The 18,896-nt window shown below is 61.9% G+C and carries 23 protein-coding genes; 2 read left to right on the plus strand and 21 right to left on the minus strand.

Annotation, left to right across the window (positions count from 1 at the left end):
- The first annotated feature begins 168 nt into the window (after nucleotides 1–168).
- Complete coding sequence (locus FN060_RS09140; protein WP_142587769.1) at nucleotides 169–417, plus strand: hypothetical protein; 249 nt, start codon at nucleotides 169–171, stop codon at nucleotides 415–417.
- Between the two features lie 94 nt (nucleotides 418–511).
- On the opposite strand, the gene FN060_RS09145 is transcribed toward FN060_RS09140, so the two are convergent.
- From FN060_RS09145 to FN060_RS09165, 5 genes are all read right to left on the minus strand, one after another.
- Nucleotides 512–934, minus strand: coding sequence for a hypothetical protein (locus FN060_RS09145; protein ID WP_142587770.1), 423 nt, complete (start codon nucleotides 932–934; stop codon nucleotides 512–514).
- Nucleotides 935–1,319: 385 nt separating this feature from the next.
- Nucleotides 1,320–1,628: a hypothetical protein gene (locus FN060_RS09150; RefSeq protein WP_142587771.1), complete on the minus strand. Its 309-nt coding sequence runs from the start codon at nucleotides 1,626–1,628 to the stop codon at nucleotides 1,320–1,322.
- Nucleotides 1,628–1,864 (minus strand): hypothetical protein, encoded by a 237-nt coding sequence (locus tag FN060_RS09155; protein WP_142587772.1) that lies wholly within the window; start codon nucleotides 1,862–1,864, stop codon nucleotides 1,628–1,630. Before FN060_RS09155 ends, FN060_RS09150 begins: the two co-directional genes overlap by 1 nt.
- A gap of 3 nt (nucleotides 1,865–1,867) precedes the next feature.
- Nucleotides 1,868–2,566, minus strand: a complete 699-nt coding sequence (locus tag FN060_RS09160; RefSeq protein WP_142587773.1) for a hypothetical protein — start codon at nucleotides 2,564–2,566, stop codon at nucleotides 1,868–1,870.
- Nucleotides 2,567–3,033: 467 nt separating this feature from the next.
- Nucleotides 3,034–4,281: a hypothetical protein gene (locus FN060_RS09165; RefSeq protein ID WP_142587774.1), complete on the minus strand. Its 1,248-nt coding sequence runs from the start codon at nucleotides 4,279–4,281 to the stop codon at nucleotides 3,034–3,036.
- Between the two features lie 144 nt (nucleotides 4,282–4,425).
- On the opposite strand from FN060_RS09165, the gene FN060_RS09170 reads away from it, so the two are divergent.
- On the plus strand, nucleotides 4,426–6,717 hold the full coding sequence (locus tag FN060_RS09170) for a hypothetical protein (protein WP_142587775.1): 2,292 nt from the start codon (nucleotides 4,426–4,428) through the stop codon (nucleotides 6,715–6,717).
- 4 nt (nucleotides 6,718–6,721) lie between these two features.
- On the opposite strand, the gene FN060_RS09175 is transcribed toward FN060_RS09170, so the two are convergent.
- The 16 genes from FN060_RS09175 to FN060_RS09250 all read right to left on the minus strand — a co-directional run bounded on the left by FN060_RS09175 (nucleotide 6,722) and on the right by FN060_RS09250 (nucleotide 18,875).
- Nucleotides 6,722–7,270 carry a hypothetical protein gene (locus tag FN060_RS09175; protein ID WP_142587776.1) on the minus strand — a complete coding sequence of 183 codons (549 nt, stop codon included), beginning with the start codon at nucleotides 7,268–7,270 and terminating at the stop codon, nucleotides 6,722–6,724.
- A 1-nt stretch (nucleotide 7,271) separates the two neighbouring features.
- The gene (locus tag FN060_RS09180) at nucleotides 7,272–8,330 is read right to left on the minus strand and encodes a hypothetical protein (RefSeq protein WP_142587777.1); all 1,059 of its coding nucleotides are present in this window, start codon (nucleotides 8,328–8,330) and stop codon (nucleotides 7,272–7,274) included.
- Between the two features lie 11 nt (nucleotides 8,331–8,341).
- Entirely contained in the window at nucleotides 8,342–9,256 is a 915-nt protein-coding gene (locus tag FN060_RS09185; protein ID WP_142587778.1) for a hypothetical protein, read from the minus strand.
- A gap of 18 nt (nucleotides 9,257–9,274) precedes the next feature.
- Nucleotides 9,275–10,066, minus strand: coding sequence for a putative phage tail protein (locus FN060_RS09190; RefSeq protein WP_142587779.1), 792 nt, complete (start codon nucleotides 10,064–10,066; stop codon nucleotides 9,275–9,277).
- On the minus strand, nucleotides 10,056–11,138 hold the full coding sequence (locus tag FN060_RS09195) for a baseplate J/gp47 family protein (protein WP_183949668.1): 1,083 nt from the start codon (nucleotides 11,136–11,138) through the stop codon (nucleotides 10,056–10,058). The genes FN060_RS09190 and FN060_RS09195 overlap by 11 nt, the downstream gene beginning before the upstream one ends.
- Nucleotides 11,110–11,646, minus strand: coding sequence for a phage GP46 family protein (locus tag FN060_RS09200; protein WP_142587781.1), 537 nt, complete (start codon nucleotides 11,644–11,646; stop codon nucleotides 11,110–11,112). Before FN060_RS09200 ends, FN060_RS09195 begins: the two co-directional genes overlap by 29 nt.
- Entirely contained in the window at nucleotides 11,646–11,858 is a 213-nt protein-coding gene (locus FN060_RS09205; RefSeq protein WP_142587782.1) for a hypothetical protein, read from the minus strand. The genes FN060_RS09200 and FN060_RS09205 overlap by 1 nt, the downstream gene beginning before the upstream one ends.
- Before the next feature lie 44 nt (nucleotides 11,859–11,902).
- Nucleotides 11,903–12,337, minus strand: coding sequence for a phage baseplate assembly protein domain-containing protein (locus FN060_RS09210; RefSeq protein WP_183949667.1), 435 nt, complete (start codon nucleotides 12,335–12,337; stop codon nucleotides 11,903–11,905).
- Complete coding sequence (locus tag FN060_RS09215) at nucleotides 12,334–13,398, minus strand: phage baseplate assembly protein (protein WP_183949665.1); 1,065 nt, start codon at nucleotides 13,396–13,398, stop codon at nucleotides 12,334–12,336. The genes FN060_RS09210 and FN060_RS09215 overlap by 4 nt, the downstream gene beginning before the upstream one ends.
- Nucleotide 13,399: 1 nt before the next feature.
- Nucleotides 13,400–14,023: a hypothetical protein gene (locus FN060_RS09220; RefSeq protein ID WP_142587784.1), complete on the minus strand. Its 624-nt coding sequence runs from the start codon at nucleotides 14,021–14,023 to the stop codon at nucleotides 13,400–13,402.
- Entirely contained in the window at nucleotides 14,020–14,481 is a 462-nt protein-coding gene (locus FN060_RS09225; protein WP_142587785.1) for a DNA circularization N-terminal domain-containing protein, read from the minus strand. Before FN060_RS09225 ends, FN060_RS09220 begins: the two co-directional genes overlap by 4 nt.
- Nucleotides 14,482–14,494: 13 nt before the next feature.
- Nucleotides 14,495–16,363, minus strand: a complete 1,869-nt coding sequence (locus tag FN060_RS09230) for a phage tail tape measure protein (protein WP_142587786.1) — start codon at nucleotides 16,361–16,363, stop codon at nucleotides 14,495–14,497.
- A 70-nt stretch (nucleotides 16,364–16,433) separates the two neighbouring features.
- On the minus strand, nucleotides 16,434–16,784 hold the full coding sequence (locus tag FN060_RS09235) for a phage tail assembly protein (RefSeq protein WP_142587787.1): 351 nt from the start codon (nucleotides 16,782–16,784) through the stop codon (nucleotides 16,434–16,436).
- The gene (locus FN060_RS09240) at nucleotides 16,784–17,161 is read right to left on the minus strand and encodes a hypothetical protein (RefSeq protein WP_142587788.1); all 378 of its coding nucleotides are present in this window, start codon (nucleotides 17,159–17,161) and stop codon (nucleotides 16,784–16,786) included. Before FN060_RS09240 ends, FN060_RS09235 begins: the two co-directional genes overlap by 1 nt.
- Before the next feature lie 34 nt (nucleotides 17,162–17,195).
- Nucleotides 17,196–18,677, minus strand: coding sequence for a phage tail sheath subtilisin-like domain-containing protein (locus FN060_RS09245; RefSeq protein WP_142587789.1), 1,482 nt, complete (start codon nucleotides 18,675–18,677; stop codon nucleotides 17,196–17,198).
- Nucleotides 18,678–18,875 (minus strand): hypothetical protein, encoded by a 198-nt coding sequence (locus FN060_RS09250; RefSeq protein ID WP_142587790.1) that lies wholly within the window; start codon nucleotides 18,873–18,875, stop codon nucleotides 18,678–18,680.
- Nucleotides 18,876–18,896: the final 21 nt, after the last annotated feature.

Below are 18,896 nucleotides of genomic sequence, written 5' to 3' on the forward strand. Positions count from 1 at the left end.
GGCTGCATCATCAGGCGGAACAAAGCACGAAAGTACGTGCAGGAGCGTGCATAATCCGTGCAGGATGTTCTCTTGACGTTCACGTGCGACTGAGCCATTTCATCCCTCACCCGATGGCGGCTCGGGCACACCTGCGACCGGTGCGGCGGTCTCGACGAGAGAACCGCCATGCACGAGCGCCGCTTCATCCCAGCCCCCCTGCTCCAGACATACGCCCTCTACCAGATCCCGCACCACGCTTACTTCGCGATCGAATGCAAGAGCTGCAATGTGGTGAAGGACATCGCGAGGGAGTATCTTGAACAGGCAGGTGCCTACAGCAGCCTGAAGGAGCTATCGCCCAGGTTCCGCTGCACCCTGTGCGGGGAGAAGAACGCGATGATCATGGCGGGCAACTGGACCGGGGAGAGGACATGATGCCGGATTGGCTTGTCTACACGATCCTTGCACTGGCGGGCGTCTTGGCCGTCGCTTCTGTCGTGGGCCACACAGCGCAATTGATGGGCTGGCTCTAGTCGATCCGCAGCCACTTGCGCAGTGGCGGTACGACCGTTTCCGAGAAATAGATGAACATGCCGCCAGCAGTGAAACCAAGGCTGGCGAAGATCAGGGCCGCCGTCTTTCCGAGGCGGGTGATGTCCTTCACCTGGTTGATCGTCGGCTTGATCTCATGGTCGATCGTCGCGGTGAGACCGGCAATGACATCCCTCTGTTGCGCGGCGATGGCGCCAGCAGCAACGACCGTCTTCTCAACTTCCGTGATCCGGATTGATTGCTCGTCGATCCGTTCGTGCAGTCTGTGGCGGCTTTCGGAGCTGCTCCTGCGCTCTTCCGTAAATTCCCTTTCGAACCTGTCCAGGCGCTTGCCCACACCATCCACCTTCTCCTCGAGGCGCCCGAGCACCCTGAGGATATCGTCATTCGATCCCGCCATGCTGCCGCTTTCATGCAATGATCATTGAGATGGCAAGGCCTTGGCGTCCGTAAGCCAGGCGCAAGCGCGAACTGCGAATTTAAGCCTGCATCGAGTCTGCAGGCTCGACGTGAGAAAGAACCCGGTCCGGCCCGCCAGCCGAACCGGGTTCTTTTCGTATCAGCCGCGGCGGCTATGCGCGGCGCGCTCGTTCCGTGTCCAGACATCCGCAAGGTAAGAGACCCTCAACCTCCTGCTGGCACTACGCCTGCAGGCCGTCGCAATCCCATAGTTGCGAATGCCTGGGCTCGGCGCTCCGTGGGACGGAGCGTCGGGCCGCTATTTCCAGCACCCCTGATTGGTGCCGTGGCGATTATGGCTGGCGATGCCCTGCCCCGCCGTTACGTCATTGCCGACGAGGTAGACCGCCGTTGACGGCTTCAGGCTGATCTTCTCCCAACCTGCGCAACTCGGCGCGGCAGTCGTCTGGCACCCCGCCAAGCTCAATGCAGAGAGCAACGGGATCGAGAGCTTCCACGGCAGCGTTTTCATCGTTCCTATCCTTGTAGGCTTGAACTTGCTTTTCCAGAGCGTCCACAGCGGCGCCCTGACGGCCAATAGCCTTGCCGTAGGTGTACGCACCGCCGACGACGAGAGCGGCCACGGCGAGGCCACCCAGCGCCCGGGTGATCGGGTTTGGGAGGAAGGACAGCATCAGGTCGCCCCCTTATTGATCTGCACTTCCGGATCGGACGGCAGTACAGCAGGACGAGGCCGGAGCCAGATGTTGAGGACGAAGAGCCCCGCGAGGAAATACCGCTGATAATCCTGCGGCACGACGGCGAGGATCTCCGGCGCGTTGAGGATTTCGGGCGCCAGCGTGATCAACACGAGGATCGCGTTCACGACCCAGGTGCGCCACCGGGCCAGCGTCTTCAGAAATTCGGTCATGGATCACCCACAGAAGAAGCCGAACCACTGGCACGGCAGGTCAGAAAGGAAAGCGACGGCAGCGGCGAGAGCGGCGATGATGCCACCAGTGGCGGCGGCAGTGCCCTTGCCGGTCTTCGGAGCGGGCGATGGAGGGTGAGGCGCGGGAGTAGGCTTGGGCGTCGGTGCCGTCGCCTCGCCTTCGCGGATCTTCATCAGGATAGGCGCAACGCCTAGCTGCTGATCGACGTGGTTCGGGTCATACTTGCCATCGGCAACATATTTGCCCTTCACGTATTGATCCGTCCCGGCCCAGAGGTAGGGAGACGGCAAGCCCTTGTTCCGATAGCCGAGGCCGTTGTATCGCTCCAGAATGTCAAGTGTGCCGGCTATGGACCAGTCCTTGTTCCTGCCCGCGTAGGGATGGCAGTTCATCAGCGCGTCGACGGCGGCTTCTTCCCATGTGGAGAATGGACCGCGTCCCTTTGGGACGATGGTCGTCTTCTTGCCCTTGCCAATGATCTTCTGACCGTTATGGAGAACGCCAGCGAATGAGCCGGAGGACTCCCGGTAGTGGATGACGCCGATCACGTCCCACGGAACCCCGGTCTTCGCCGACACGGCTTCGTAGCGGGCGCGGTTTGCCTCGATCTTCGCAGCCTGCGCGTTGATCTTCGTGCTGCGCGTGAAGCGCGCTTTGTTCCAGCGGTCGAGGTTGTTCATAGTGCGGCTCCATTGGCGAGCGAAAGCGCCGCCGCTCCGATGCGTCGGTTCATGTCTTTCTCCTGATGTGTGATTTCTGGCAGGGCCTGTTGACCCGATGGAAGGCGCAGGCGGGCGATGTGGGAGCCGCTCACTGCCCCCCAGCGAGCATTCCCCGGAGGCCCGTCAGCTACCACTGGCGGGCTTCTTCCATTCTCCTGATGTTCGGTTGATCAGTCTTCGGCTATGCTCAGCCTATGGAATGCGAGACCTGCGACAACACCGGCTGGGTGTGCGACGCCCACTGCAAAAAGCCCTGGAACGGATCGAGGGCCTGTGGCTGCGGGGCCCCCAGAATGCCCTGCATCAGCTGCAATGGTGATGGAGAGAAGCCCGATATCTCCAGATTGTTAAGGTCGATGCTGGCGGTTAGGGCCAAGAACCCACAGTAAGAATCGCCTCACGCGTACGCTGATCGGCAGCTAATACTACGGCTTCCACTCAGACCAAGGCAGCCTCGGCGCGCAAGCGACCATGCCACGCCAGAGGTAAGTCTCATACTCTTTCACAATGAGGTCCGGGTCATCGACCCCTACGGGGTAGCGAGAGAAACCCTGATCTGTTCTATGAAGAGGAGCTGTCTTCTTCGCTTGCTCCTCAAGCTTTTCATGGGGGCCGGAATTGCACCCAAGGACGAGTGCCATGCCGACGTCATAGAGTCTTGCCGGCGCGTCAATATTGTCTTGGAAGGTCGGCCACCCACGCAACGTGCCGTCATTGCCACCAAACTCTTCAAGATGTTGCGAGACTGCGGACGTGGCGATCTCTTTGTTGAGGGCGCCCCCTTCCCTCACATACGTCTGGATTCCTTCGACGATGTAACTGGCGTGCGCAAGGTCGTTTGCAACATTCTCCTGTAGCGAATATTTCCAGAACCACGCGCCGCCCGGACTCTCTTGGTGGTGTGCGATAAGGGACGCCATGGTTGCGTCGGCGGCACTTTTAAGCAGATCGGCAATCTCGGGTGAACTGGCGTAGCTGGCAAAACGCTGCATCTGACCGGCAATGTACGCGGCCGAGTTGAAAGTATCATAGGCTCTGTCCGACGGCCTCAGGGAGTACGGGATAAGGCCAGATGCTGTCCGCACCATCGGGTCCGCGTAGGCTGCCAATGCCTGCTCCGTCACAGCCCTAATCTCGCCTGCCGGGGCCGTTGCACTAGCTTCCATCCACGTCAGCAGAGCGTCAACGACAATGCCAGTGGAGATAGCATAGCTTGTGTTCACAGGGTTGACCGACCCGTCTCCGTAAGCGTCCCACGCAACTGGTACGCCCCATCCTACGACGCCGTTCTCATCAAGACGCGAATTCGCTAGAAGCCACTTGCCGGCTACATCCGCCAGGTTAGGGAGGTCTCCCCGTATCCTTCGTGATGCGCGGCTTATTTCCGCCAGCAAGACCGATGCATATGCCTTAGGAACGTCCTCGACCGTGTTCCCGGGGTAGTCCGTCACCCCTCTTCCAGGATGCTGCGCATCCAACCGTCGATAGACCTGATCTAGACTGACATCCCGAAGGACCGAGGCCTCTCCCGGGCGGTACCAGTTCCAACCACCAAAGGCGGCAACCGCTACGACCGCCGCGACAAATCCCGCAAGGACGATCGTATATCTGCTCAACAAACCTGACACGATTCTCCCGACTTCCCTGTCCGCACCGTCTGCCACCAGAAGCACGGAAGGCAGGTCTTGGCAACACCGTCCGGCGCAGAGGCTGCAGTTGCCGAATCTGGGCGGCTGTTATAGCCCTCGACTAGTTAGTGGTGGGGGCGCGGGTTGGTTCACGGTTTATCCTATTTGACGTTCGGAGCACTGTGGGCGTTGTCGACGACGCTGGGGTGGCAGCTATTCTCCCGATTCACGTCGGAAGCGAATTTACGATTTCTGCTGGGCATCGCCAGCGCACCCTTTCTGTTCGGCTTGTCCTCGGCCGCCGCGCTGTATGCCCTGCCGGGAAGCGACTGGCAGCTTGCCTTCGCTACTGTTTTCCTTGGAGCCAGTGTCTTAATCCTGTCGCGGAAGAGCACGTTGGCGATGCCGCCCGTTACATTACAGGGCATCCTGTTATTGGGGTTCTTCCTGATTGCGTTCGGGATCCTAGGGGCTAACTCCTGGCTACTTCCGACGGACGGAAACGATGCCCTTGAGTACATGACAGTGGCGCGCGATGTGTTCGAGAGCCGATCTCTGGAGCATTACCCCGCGCTGGCGCCGGAAACGACCAGAAGCGGTTTCTTTGCCTCCTGGACCCACCCCCCGCTCTACGTCGCAGCCATGCACCTGGCCAACCTCGCTCAGGGAAGCGCCGATGCCTCGGGACTGAGTCGTCTGATTCCCGTCTGGTTTCTGCTGTCGGCAACGGCCAGCACGCTCTGCGCGGCACTATCCCTTGGCCGTATATCCGCTGCGGCCGCAGTAGCAGCGTTGCTTTCGGTACCGGTCCTCGTGGGCGGCATCCCCGGTGCGGCGATCGACTCTCTGCCCGTCGCCGGCTCCGCGCTTGTTCTTGCAATCGTTGCCGGGATATCGGGCAGTCAGCTCAAACGAGGCGTCGCGGTGGGTGCAGCCCTTGGGCTCGCGCTTTGGAGCCACTCCATCGCGATCCTCCTGCTTCCTATGGCGGTTGCGGTGTCCGCCTGCTGGTGGGGCCCAAGGCGCTGGCGACAAGCTGCCGTCGAAGTAGGAGCCAGCCTGACGCTGGCAGCCATCATTGCGGGCATACCCTATGGACGCAACTACATTGCGTTCGGGACGCTGATCTCCGACAGCCCGTTGGTGTTCACTCTCGAAAGCCTCGACTGGAGCGGCTATTTCGATCTTTCGCGATCCGTCGATACCTGGCCGGCCCGCATCCAGTACGGCCTGTTTAAGGCGTTCTCAGAGCCAGACAATCTCGGATGGATCTTCTGGTTTGCCGCTGGTGGAGCCGTCATCATCATCTGGCGAGAACTGAGACGAGGTTTTGCACCAACGCTCCTAGCCGAAAGGCAGCCGAATGACGGCCCAATCCTCGCGAGCCTCATATTCGTGACCGTCTACTTTGCAGGCGTCGTTGCAACGCTCGCGATCGGGTCAACGATGATGGTGCGGAATGAGCGATACTTGCTGATCATCACTCCAGCCGCCGCCATCCTTGCCGGCCGCGTCATCGGATACTCCCTATTGCGCGTTAGGAGCTTTCGCTCCCTCAGCCCCGTGCGTGCCATCGTTCATATCTCGGTTGTAGTGGCTGCAGCACTCGCCACATTACCCGCTCTTAACCTGTGGCGGCACCAAGTCCCATCGCCAGAGTTACTGGATAGAGATGCCCGAACCGCACTGGTGGGTAGCAGCCTTTATTCGCGGCCCATGCTTTGGATCTCAGAAAACCTGCCGAAGGACGCTAAGATCCTCGCCATCCGTCCGTCGCACATGTTCCATGCAGACCGGCGGATGGTAAGTTATCTGGATCCGCGACTCGTGCCCTTTTATGATGCGCGCACTGACGATGAAGCAGTGACTGCGCTGAAGCGACTTGACATCACCCATGTCCAATTACCCGGCTACTACATCCCACCGGTCTACAAGTCTCGGCTGCAGAACTTCTTGTCCGATCCCAGCGAGACGGCTCTTGAATACAGCGACCAGGGGGGAAATCAGGTATACGCCCTAACGCCTGACGATGTTCGTTACGGATCTCCTGTCTCACTCGATCCATCTGACGTTCAATGGACTAAGCAAACCATCTATCCCTTCTTCGGCGTCAACATCGGCAGACTCTTCGGCGCAGCAGAGGAATTGCTTGCACCAGATGGGACGTCCATTACGTCCACGCCGCTTGGTCTATTTCACAAGGTTATGTTTACGACTCTGAGCGTTGACCTAAAGCCAGCTGCTAAAGGCTTACGCGTCAGGATTTCCTTCGAAGGGAATGGCTTCCTGACGGTATTTGGTCGAACGGAACAGGGCCTGTTCCGACTCGGCGAACTTGCGGTCAATGGTCGCCAAGAGTTCATTCGGCGGAGCATGCACACGTTACCATTGAACGGGATCATCGTAGAGCAAAGAGGAAACTCGTCTATCACGATAATCGGGGGAGACTACGCCTCTGCCTCGGAAGCTCCGCTACCTTAGCGCTTCAATTAATCTCCGCCACATCTACCGCCATAAAACCGAAGGTGTTGTCGTTGGACTGGTTGCTGTCGCGATTAACCTCTACGATATCGTCTCTCGTACACATGCTTGGGTAAGCAGCGGAAACGTTCGCGAACGCCCAAGCCTCGACCCGATAGGCGCCGGGTTCCATGAGGTCGATGCAGCTCAGAAGAAGACAGGTTTCATAGTGGTGGCGGAGGTTGATTATGTTCTTTCCGTCCTTCGCACCAGGAATCCATCTAAACGTCGTGTTCGGGTGCGTGACGTTCCACAGGGGGGCAGTCCGTGCGCCGGTGGGGAAAGTCGGCATATCACTAGAGTTAGCGGCATGCCTTATCCCTACTCGGGCGGAAACAGCCACCGGCATGTCTGCCACAATGCCGTCCTGCCCACCTCGATGCGCAAAATTGACGTAACCCGATGTGCGTAGGCGGCTCGGCACCTCGATCGCAAAATCATAGGTCAGCTCGGCAAGTCGAGTTCCACCGCGGAAGATTGTGGAGGACCAGTTATGGCGAAGGTTTGCGTGCATTCTAGTTTCTCCCTCGCCTGTCGATCCATCCATGGGTGATTATCCGCAGCTGAAAGTTGGCGTTCGTTGAATTGAGGCGAGTGCGAATCTGTCCGCTTGTGTTTGTCCTTATGCGGAATGTTCCTGGCGTGTAGACCTCTCCTCCGTTCGCCACCGAACTGGTGGTATGGATCAGGGAAAAGTTGCTGTCGGACGGTAGGCTGTCGGCTTGATCCGGGCTGGTCAGCAAGACCGCGAAGTCTCCCGCGCTCGAACCACGTCGTACGGCAGCAACGAAATAGGCATCGACTTTGATGCCTGTTGGTACCGTCAGGGCCCTGAGAACCGCGCTGCTGCCCGGGTTTAGAGCATTGGCGTCGGAAACAGGAGTGGAGAGAAGGAAGTCGTCACCCTGCTGACTGAAACCCAGCAGAGCTCCACCCGCGCGAATGACAGATCCTATGCGTCGGGATCTGTCATAACTAGTTGGCAGCGTGGGCGACAACGAGGCGGAAAATCCAACGTCTACGACCCCGGTATCCGATCGCTGGATTAGAAAGGCATGTCCGGTCCCATTCGGCATTGTCGTCCCGTCAAGCCACCCACCATTGCCAGAGCCAGGGGCCCACGCTGCATCGAGACGCTTTGTAGTTGTTGCCGCCAGTGTCATAAGCACCGGCGTTGACCCGTCGGAGCCCGCTGCCCCCGGAGCGACGTCGATGTCATTTGCGGAGTCGCTCCCGTTGTTGGAGAGAGTCAGGCCTTGAATGTGACCGCGGAAGAGCTCGCCTGAGCTATCTTGTTTTAACGCAAGTGCTGACGCAACGTCAGACGAATTCGCCTTCGTGCCCACAGTCGCCACAAGAGCTGCAAGCGCATCATCGTTGTCCGCCAGCTTAGCGACAACCTCGAGCCAGGTATCGAGCGCCTGAGGCGCTCCGTCTGTAAAGAGAGCTAGGATCTGACTGAGAGAGACATTACCCGGAAGACCCGCGCGAACCACCGCTAGCTTGTCCTGGATCTCGGCTGCCGGAAACATGCCGAGGTCGTCGTACCTGATCTTGATTAGGTCGTCCGTCATGAGAATCATCCTCAGGCGAAAGCTGTGATTTCAAGCTGGCCAGTCAGGCCGTTCGGAGCATTCTGGCTTTCGTTCCAATTGCTCGTAACGGTCGCTCCAACAGCGTAGCGAGACAAGATGCGACTACCAATCACGTTCGCGTACTCGAGGCCACCAGGGCCTGTAAGGCCGCTTGTTTGGATCGCACCGGCAAATGTTGGCACCGGCGTACGCGCCCAATTGATGCTCTCGGAACCAGCAAAGGAGCTTGCAAACGCTGAAGTGAGGGCCGTAGCCGCCCCGGTTTTCACCGTGTTCACCTTCAGCCGATCGAGGTTCGCCAAGTTCGTGATTGTCGGCACGTTGCTGCCATTCGTCACCACGCGCGAGAACAGGGCATCATCATACTTGCTGTCGAAGGACGCATCGGTCTCGGCCAGCGCACCGGGATTATAGCCGCTGTCGGCGAGGTCCTTCAGCTGGAAGCCGTTCGCGGGGCTCCAGCGCAGATGATAGGTCTTGTTCGCAGCGGTCGCGAAATCCGCCTGCACGGTCGTCACTGTGAAGATGCCCCGATGCTGGAACTCGTAGCCGGCGGGGATCCTGACCTGTCCCGCCGACGGCGAGACGATCGGAATGCGCCCATCGGCCGTCAGGACATGGGGGAAGATTGGCAGCCGCGCGCGGGCCGCTGCCATCAGCACGAAGTTCTCCGTGTCGCCGCCGCCAGTCGCCTGACTGATCAATGCCTGTATCGCCTGCAGCAACTGCGTCAGGTCGTTGTTTGAGGCCGAGAGACCTGCCCCCGCTATGACCGCTTTGATCTCCCGCATCGGGTTTTCAATCGCCTTTGCCGGCACCCGCGAGCCGGAAGTTGCGCCCGGCGTATTGCGGTCGACATAGGACGCGTTCGGGTCGGTGCTGCCGTATGGCGCAATGTAGTCCATGACTGGTCCTCTTGGAGCTTAGACGTTGACAGGCACCGCGAGCGCGTTGCCGTAGGGATCGGTGAGAACGGAGCCATCCGGCGTCGCCAGAACGGCAAGGGTAACCCACGGCTCCAGCACAGGCAGCGTCCAGGCCGGAGCCATCTGGCGAAGCAGGCAGAGGATCTGCTCGGCTTCGCCGACAGCGAACAGTGGGTCATGTCCGCACTCGCTCACCCCGCACTCGAAATAGCTGATCGCGGCGTCCTTCACGCGGACGATCCAGTAGGTCTCCTCCGTCCACGAGCCTACGGCGTGATAGCCGCCGCATTCGGAGAAGCCGCACTCGAAGATCGCCGGCTCCTCGATCTCGATCTCGAAGCCATAGTCCAGCGCCAGGCGCACGAACTCTTCCGGGTGGTTGATTGCGTCGGCACGCACCTTGCGAGCCAGCGCCGTGATCCGCTGGGACGTCGACTGCTCACCGATGAAGCAGCGTTCGGGAAGTCCGTATTCCGCCTCCCAGTCCGGCAGCAGTTCCTGCACGCCACCAACCGTCGCCTCGCGCACCAGGCTCCACGCCCGGGCATAGAGCCGGACGAACGGGTCAAGCAGCACGCGAGTGAACCGCGCCAGGGGATCGGTCAACGGCACGGCCTCGCCGTCCGGCGATCCCCAGGCCGCCCCCTGCGGCCAGAGCGTCATGGCGGCAGAGATCAGGCCCTCGCTGGTTGGCGCCGCCAGTGCGTCTTCCGGTACCGGAACGCCGCTCGTGTCCAGCGCTGGCGCCGCCGCCCGCGTGATGGTGTTGAAGGCTGGACTACGCGGCATAGGTCACCGTGCCGAGGACGGGATAACGCCCGTTCGTATAGGTCACGTCATCGAGCGGCCAGTCGAGCACGTGCCGATCCTCTCCGCTCACCCTGGAGATTGCTTCGGAGATCCATGATCTCGACAGCGTGAAGGCATCGCCGGCAACGCCCGGGCGCGCACGCGCCACCAGCATGGCGGCAACAGCGGCCTCGATTGCCACACGAACCTCCGCGCTGTCATTGGCGAGACCCGAAATGGTCAGGTCCAGCGGCTCGGGCGTCGGTGCCACCGCGACATTGTCGTCGATCCGGATCAGCCGGGTCGCGTCGATCGCAGCCTGCACCACGGCGACGTCGCCAGGGGTTGGGATCAGGTTCGGCCTTCCGGCGAACAGGAAGAACACCGAGATGAAGCCCGGCGCCAACGGCTGACGAAACGCCCATGCCTTGACGACGCCGGGAACGGAAAGTGCCGCATTTTCGTAGTCGGTAAGACGTCCGCCCCCGGGAGGATTGCGCTTGCGAAACAGGATACGTTCGCGCAGCGCGTCGTCTCCCTCGCGGTCCGCACCTCCACCGAGCCCTGAGGTGGACACGGCCCATTCGGCGCCCAGAAAAGGCCAGAGAACCGGATCGGCCAGGCCTAGCACTCCGCCTGCGTCGCGATTGGTTGCCGCGCCCGTCGTCTGGGCCTGCACGGAGAAGGTCACGTCGCCGCCCGGGCTTGCGGATGCAGGCGTGGTGGAGACGTAGACGACATCGCCGGAGACGAAGCGAATGCCGGCAGGATAGATGGCATTCGGCGCACCCGAACCCGTGATCAGCCCGATCGCCGGCGAAGCGGCTTTCCTGAAGATGCCGACATCGGACCCATGACGTGCAAGGAAGGCGGCGGAAGCGGTTGAAGCGAAGAGCTGCCTGGCCAGATAGGCCATGCGCAGTTCGAACTCGTGAGACAGCGCTGCAAGGACCTTGCCCGTCACCGTCACGAAGTTGTTCTTCAGCGCGGCGTCCGTGCCCGGCATGTATTGGCGGAACGCGCCGCGGACCCGCTGCGATGCCTCAGCCAGCGAGCGGATTTGCCACGCCATCGATCTGCCTCCAGAGAATTTCGAACTTGCTGTCGTAGATCCGGCCGCCATCGCGGCCATAGAGCGTGACGGTGTAGTCTACCCTGTTCATCGGCCGATTGGCCGTCACGGCAACGTCCAGGGAGACCGCAGCGCCCTGGTCGATGATCGGCTGCAGGGCTTCTCGCACATAGTCCTCGACCGTAACCTCGATTCCGTCGAAGATCGCCGAGCGCCGCAGCAGCCAGAGCCGCGAGCCGAGGGGCGTCTCTCCAGTCTCGAGGTCGAAACTGTCACCGATCCAGCCGCGGTTCTCGTCTCCGTCTCGCAGCTCGCTCACCTCGACGCGACGGTCGGTCATCAGGCAGATCAGCACCTGCGTTGCCAGCCCCTGCTCGGCCCGCAGGTCGCCGGGCGCATCCGGATGCGTCAACGGGTTCACCGCGACCGTTCCGGCCTTGCCGTTCCAGATGAGGTCCGGCGAGCGGTATGGTTCCCGCTCGCCGTCGATCGGCGTGATCTTCAGCATTAGTCAGCCGGCGAGAAGTCCAGGTAGTAGGACCTACCCGGCTCGAACTGAATTGCAGCATTCGGATTGTCTACCGTCATCCGCAGCTCGCCCCAGGGCGTTGCCTTGGTGAAGCGCCCGTCTTCGGACTGAATGTCCTCCGAATAGACCGTGTGAAAGAAGACGGTCGTGCCTTCCTTGCCGCTGCACTGGAACTTTGCTCGTACGCTCATGCGTCTTCTCCTTTTGATAATCCCGGAACCCGCCGGGCCGGATCTCAATGCGTGTGGTGGTTCGTGTTCCCCGCCACGTCGATGATCGTGCCGGTCGCGTGGATATTGCCGTCAACGTTGAGATTGCCCTTGATTGTCACGTCGCCGACGAACTCGAACAGCGGCGCAACGAGGCGTATCTTCGTGCCGACCAGGCTGATGATGTTGCCGTTCGCGTCATAGATCGCAGAGGATCCTCCGGGCAGCCCGGCCGGACGCTTCTCCGGATGCTCGCCGCCCAGCACATAGGCCTCGTCCGGATTGCCGTTCGGCGAAATGAGCAGGCCCTTCGCGCCCTTGATCGGGTTGGACATGAAGCCATGCGGCTCTATCCGGTGGATGCGCGTGTAACCGTCACCATAGACGCCGCGCCCGGAAACGAACTGCTGCCCGCCACGCTCGTCGATCGATCCGTCGAATTCGAAGCGCTTGCCGCTCATTCGTCCTGGTACTCCGCCTCGATCTCGCCCGGTGCGGCGTAGCCGTCCGCCGTTTTTCCGCGTGGGTTCTCCCCGCCGAGCGCCCTCGGATCCGCGAGCGAGAGCGTTGCAATCGTGCCGCCGCCCTCGCCTCCGTCGCTGCTCTGCGAGAAGGCGACGCTCTTGATGATCATCGTGCCACGGATGCCGAGCCATTCGTCATCCACGTCGACCAGCCAGTTCCGCTGCCACAGCATCCCGCCTGCATCGCGCCAGCCGGTGGTCGGGATGCTTGCGGTAACCGACGCCCCGGCCGCACGCTTCGCCTGCCATTCGGCACGGGTCTTCATCCGGTCGATCGTCACCTCGCCTTCGTGCAAGATGATCAACGGACGCCGGCGCAGGATGCCACTGTCGCGCGCGACCGTCTCCGGTCTCAGTTGCGCTTTGTCGACACCTTCCGTCGACTGTCCGCGCACCTTGACCTCGCTGTGCCGACCCCGCTCGGTAAAGCTGGCCGACGCCCCGGGCAGGATGTTGATGCCGCGTTTCAGCGTGCCCTTGTGCCGCCCCTCCGGCTTCGTCGCAAGCTTGAGGCGCCCCTTTTCCGTGTCATGGATCAGGATGCCCCGGCCACGGGCGCGCCGCTCAATCGAGGAGAAAGGACTTTCCCCCTGGATCAACTTGTGGCGAGGCTCCTTGGGGAAGTTGGTTCCATCGCTCTCGATTCCGATCCCGAGGCCATCCAGGTCGCGGGCTATATCCTCTATGGACTTGTCCAGCCACTCTCCGGTCGCATGCTCGGCACTGCACTCTACATAATCGACGGTGGCCGAGACCAACCCGATCGAGAGCGACCGCATGTCGCGACCATAGCCCGTATCGATATCGCGAACATAGCCCGTCAGCATCGGGTCGCCGGACGCCCTGAGGACGGTCCGCTGACCGATGGCAGCCGGGAGCCCGGAGCCGACTATCACGCACTCAAGACGCGCCGTCCGCACCGCCTCTTCGGCGGAAATATTGATGTCGATCGACTTGATCGGCGGCAATCCGTCCGCCGTGACTGTTTCGAGCAGCATCTCAGTCTGCCAGGGCGTCGAAGGCGGCGGGCATCAGGAGCGGCGTCGCGCTGCCTGCTATATCGACCAGCCCCTGCGCGCGCCCGGCGTCACCATAGAGCTGGTAAGCCAGCGCCGTTGACGGAAGCGAGATCTTCGTCTCGACCCGGACCACCGGTACGGCATTCGCGGCAATCTCGGAGACGACACGAACCGACACGGCAACAAGGTTCGCGAGCCAGGTATAGAGATCCGCTCCTTCGGCTCCGAGCCTGGAAGCGGCCGTCAGCGCCCCCTCGCCTGCCGCCGCGATGCGGCTGCGCGCGGATCTGGCCTGCGGTCGGGAAGGCCACTCCACCTTCACACCGGCAACGGCAAGCCCTGCCGCCAGGAGTATGGCAACGGCGTCGGCCGTGCCCTGGTCGGCAACTGACGGAGCGGCGAGCCGGTCAAAGTCGACCGGCGAAGAGACGCTTTCCGCAGAGATACGCATCAGCGACAAGGCTTCTGCCGCGAAGGCAGATGCGCCAAGACCCTCTGCCACAGCAAGGCGCTTCTCCGCATCCCGGCGATCCAGATCGTCGCCGATGAGGTCAGCAACCAACCCGGAGAGCCAGGTTAGGATGACGGCACGGTCGGCGCTCATGAAAACAGTCTCCCAAAGCCGGAGGCGGCGACGTTGAAGTTGAGCGCGATCGCCGTCAGCACGTCACCGACGCCAGGCACGGTACCGGCCGCGTTGGAGACAGGTACCGCACGGAAGCCGAAGGCGATGTAGCCGAGACGGTCCTTTTCGAAGAGCCGCCGGCCGCTCTCCACGTAGGCCATCGAACCGGAAATCGTCGGCAGCGTCAGCAGGCCGGGACCTGGTGCGATGCATGCGGCAGCCAGGGCTTTGGCCTGCATGTCGGCCGTGTCGCCGGCCAGATAGGCGGTCACATCGAAGCCGGAGGTGGAAAGCCCCATCTCCTCGATATAGCTGTCCCGGCCGCCCGCATATTCGTGGATTGCCAGCCGCTTCCCGAAGGAATGGTCGTCATACTCGACCCAGAAGCGCACGCCGCGATAGCTGCCGCGCCGCAGCGTCTTTGCCCAGTCTCGCATGTCCAGATCCTGTCTACGGTCCACCGCCGACGGGTCGTCCTGCCGATGGCGGCATTGTTCGCCCTACGTCTGCGTTCACGCCGGTCCTGTTGCCGGTCGCGGCATTGCCAACAGCCGCCTGCGCACCACTCAACCGCATGGCTGCCTGGTGCAGCTTCTCCGCAGCCGACATGATCGCAGCGCCGACGTCGACCCCCGCGACCTTCAGGAATGCTGCGCTGTCTTCGATCTCCTTGCCGGCCTGCCGTCCGCCTTCCGCGACCTTCTGGGCGGCCTCGTCTCCGGACTGCTTCAGTCCGGTCGCATCGATCTTCAACGCCTCCTGGAACTCCTCACGCGATGGAATGCGGAAGAAGCCGCTGGAAGGTTGGCCCATGCTCGCAACCTGCGGGCCGCTCCGAAGAGCCGGCGGAACACCATCCAGTTGCCGCGGCATGTCCGGATATGGCGACGGACGTTGCCCCGGGACCGGAAGGCCTTTGCCGCTGCTTCCCGGAAACTCAGGCAACACCACCTTCTGGTTCTGCCGCCCGACGGACGCTCGCGCCGTCCCGTCGATGTACTTCCGGGTCCGATAATCCCGGAGGAATTCCGGATCGCTGTAGCCGCCCTCGACGGCGGCCTGATCCTTCTCGGCCTGCGAGCTCGTGAGGCCCCACCGGGTCCTTTCCCACCAGCCGCTCATGCCCCTCTTGCGAAGACCATCGTTGACTGCGGTATGATAATCCACGGTACTGGAAACAGCGTCCATGGCGTCGACACCGCCCGAGGCGGCGATCCCACGGCCGATGCTGTTCATCAGCTTGTTCCAGCTGCCGGAAAGCCGATCGATGCTTGCCTGGGTGTCTCCGGTCACCTTGGCAAGATCCCGGAAGACCGTCCCGTTCACCTCGGCCGAGTTCATCAGCTCGAGGAACTTGCGGAAGCTCTCCTCGCTGGTGATCAGCGACTGCATGCCGAGACGGAACTCCTGGTCGGTAAAGAGTAGCGGCAGCTTGCTCAGGTCTCCCTTGATCGCCTCCTTCGACAGGCGCACGAATGCGCTCAGCGCGTCCTCGCCGGCCTGCTTGGCGGCGGCCATCTCCTTTCGGAGATCGATGCCCATCTTGCCGAACTTCTTCGCAGTCTCCTCGGAATACATCTTGCCAAAGATGTTCTGCGCCTGTGTTGCCGCAGCCGAAGCGTCACCGGTATCCTCGCGGATCGTCTGCAGGACCGCGACCAGCCGCTTCAGGCCGTCTTCGCCATTGTAGCCAAGCGACGCAAAGCTGTTGGCGAGGCCCGGAATGTACTGGGCCATGTCCTTCAGTTCGAACTGACCAGCCTTGCCGCCCGTGACCATGATGTCGAAGGCGCGTTGCAGCTCGTTAGCCTCGATCTTCAGCGCGGATGCCGCCTTCAGGCCGGTATTGGCGATGTCTTCCGTTGCGGCACCCGAGGCCTGCGCCGTCGCCAGCACGGACGGCAGGAAGGCCATTGCCTCCTGCAGGCTCATGCCGGACGCTACCATGGTGTCGAGCGCGCTGATGCCCTGCTCGATCGGCAGAGCAAGCTTCTTCGTCTCGGCCTGGACGGTTGCGAACGCGGCCTCGATGTCCTTGGCGGAGGCATCGGCCGTGATCCCGATCCTGGTCATCTGCCGCTCAACCGCCGCGAACTCCGTCACGGCCTGCTTCGCACCATAGGCAAGCACGGCGGGTGCGGCATAGCGGGCCATGGTGGCAAACGCGGCCTGCGAGGTGCGCGCCATCACGCCCTGTTGCCGGGTAAGGGCAGCAGCCCGGCGATTGACCTGGTCGAGCTTGCCGGAAACGCTCTTGAGCGCTGCACCCGTCCGGTCGACCGCCGAGATCTTCAGGCGGGCTTCGATTTCGCGGTTCATGATCCGACCCTGTTACGGCGATCGACGAAGCGCCCGGCCCACCAGGCGATCTGCGAAAGCGTCATTTGCTCTACGTCTGCTGGTCGCCATCCGAGTCTGAAGACGAATTCGTCTCCGACTTCGCCTGCTCCTTCGGCTCCATAAAAAAACCGCAGATCGCCTCCTCGATGCGCAGCGCGTCCAGTGCCGTAAGGCCCGAGATGAACTCATAGCCGGGCTTCACGATCAGACGCTGCGCATAGGCATCCACCCGCTCAGGATAGGTAAGCAGAGCAGAACCTCCTGCCACCGGCTGCCACTCGCGCGGTTGTCCGAGGCCGTCCATGAAGACGTCCTTGTAGGTGGGCTCGCGCAGCGTGATCGTGTCGAACGCAGTGCCGTCGGGCGCCGAGTATGACTTCGAGAGCTTGACGGACGTCATCAGCTATTCGTCCGGTTGTAGCTGCCGCCCTCGATCGCCAGCCCGGAGAGCTCGCCATTAAGACGATTGATGACGGGACGGCCGGAAAGGAAGCCGCCGGTCATGTAGTGGGTGACGTTGGTGAAGTCCTCGACGATCGTCGTGTCGAAGCGAGGACCCTTCATCAGCGCCTCATAGTCCCAACCGCCGTCGACCGCGACGATCTCGATGCGGCGTGGCATCGGAGTGGAAATCCTGTCGACGCTGTCGTCCTGGTTGGCCTGCGCCGCGATTTCCTGCGACGTCGGCGAGAGGTTGAAGGTGCCGCGGATGGAGACGAGTTCACCCGTGGAAAGGCGCATGCTCATCCGTCCGCCGAAGTCCTGACCCTTGGTCATGTGCGTAGGCTCCTGTCGGTGAAAGGTGAAGGTCTCAGCGGAACTGGCTGTAGACGCGGGCAAGGCCGGCGAAGATGTCCAGCGGGTTCACGAAGTCGAGCGGCAACTCGATGTTGACGCGGTTCGGGTTGCCGGCATCTCGCGTCACGACCATCTGCTGGAGTGCCGTCTCCGGGTTTTCGAGGACACCAGACATGCGGCGGTAGCTGTGGAACAGCGTTGCCTTGATGTCCTTCACCGTCGTCAGCGCCGGCAGGTTGTCCGGATTGTCGTTGGCGATGGCCTTGTTCGAATGCTCGAAGGCGAGATCCGCGCGGAACTGCCGCAGTGCATGGGTCAGCTGGAAGACCTTCTGGACATCCCTGAAGGTCGTGTCCGGTGCGCCTGCCGTCGTCTGGTGGTGCGTGATGATCTTGTCGATCAGGACGTCACCATTGCGGTTGACCTGCCACGTCGAAATCCCGCTCTTCAGGAAGGCGTCGCGCGTCGGATAATCCATCCAGTACGCCCGGTCGCGCGGCGGCGACAGACCTTCGACGACAAGCCCGGTCTGGTTGCGGGAAACATCACCGTTGGCGCCGCCCCCGGACCAAGGCGCGATCCTCGCCGCGAAACCGGCCACCCAGAGGTAATCCGGCTGGGCAAAGCCTCCGTTGGAAAACCGCGGGATCATCGTCAGGTGCCAGTTGTCCTGTGCCAGCGCCGCCGTCGTCAGGTTAGCGCCGGTGTCCGTCTTCGGGTAGAAGACGTGGCCATAGAGCTGCTGTGCGTAGCTCCACCGCCCCGAGACGTCCGACAGGAGGGTCTTGAACAGTCCGAGGTTGGTTGCATCGCCGAATGCCGAGACGATCATCTCGAAAGGATCATCGTTCATCGCGGCGATGATGGCAGCGACGGAAGGCGTGCCCGCACCAGGTGTGGTCGTGGCGAAGGTGAATAGACCGGCGAACGCGTTCGCGCTCTCCAGCACCGGCACATAAATGTCGATGCCGGTCGCATAGGTGCCCTTATGGCGAGCCGTGATGGTGACGACATTGGTGGCAGCCGTCGCGGTGAAGGGCAGAGAGACCTTCGTGATCGGGTTGAAATACGCGTTGATCGCGGCAGCAAGCGCAGTGGCGACCTGGTTGGCCGAGGCGCCCGCGGCGATTTCCACCACGACCGGCTCACCGCCGATCTCGATGACGCCGAGTCCTCCTGCAGCCGGTACCGCACCGACAGTGACCGTGCGGATCTCTGCCGTACCGGTGTCTTCAACGCGGCCGATCCAGATTTCCTGCGCCGGCGCGTTGAGGCGGGCGATCTGCCACATGCTTTCCAGCATCGAGCCGGCACCCGTCAGGACACGGGCATCGAGGATGCTGTTGCAGGGCGCAATCTGGCCGTTGCCGAGGGAACCTGCAGCGAGACCGTGACCGAGCAGGATGAGACGGTTCTCGCTCTCGAACTGGCCACCCGACTGGACGTCGAAGGCGAGCAGCGGAGCCGTAATATTGGCGGGGATGTTGCTGACCATTTACCTCTGGCCTCCGGATTTGCCGCCGGTCTTCTCCGGTTCGGCGTCGGTTTCGATGAGCACGAGATCGCCGTCCTTCACCAGGCGTGCCTCATAGGCGCTGGAGAAGTCGACGGGGCGGCCGTCCTTCGGCCATTCCCCCTGCCGCCCGGGCAGCGGGATGCGAAGGCCCTGTTTGGGCCTGTAGAGATTGGTCATCATGTTTCTCCCGAAGGTGGT

It is taken from the genome of Pseudorhizobium halotolerans (assembly GCF_902153235.2).
Lineage (GTDB): Bacteria > Pseudomonadota > Alphaproteobacteria > Rhizobiales > Rhizobiaceae > Neorhizobium > Neorhizobium flavum.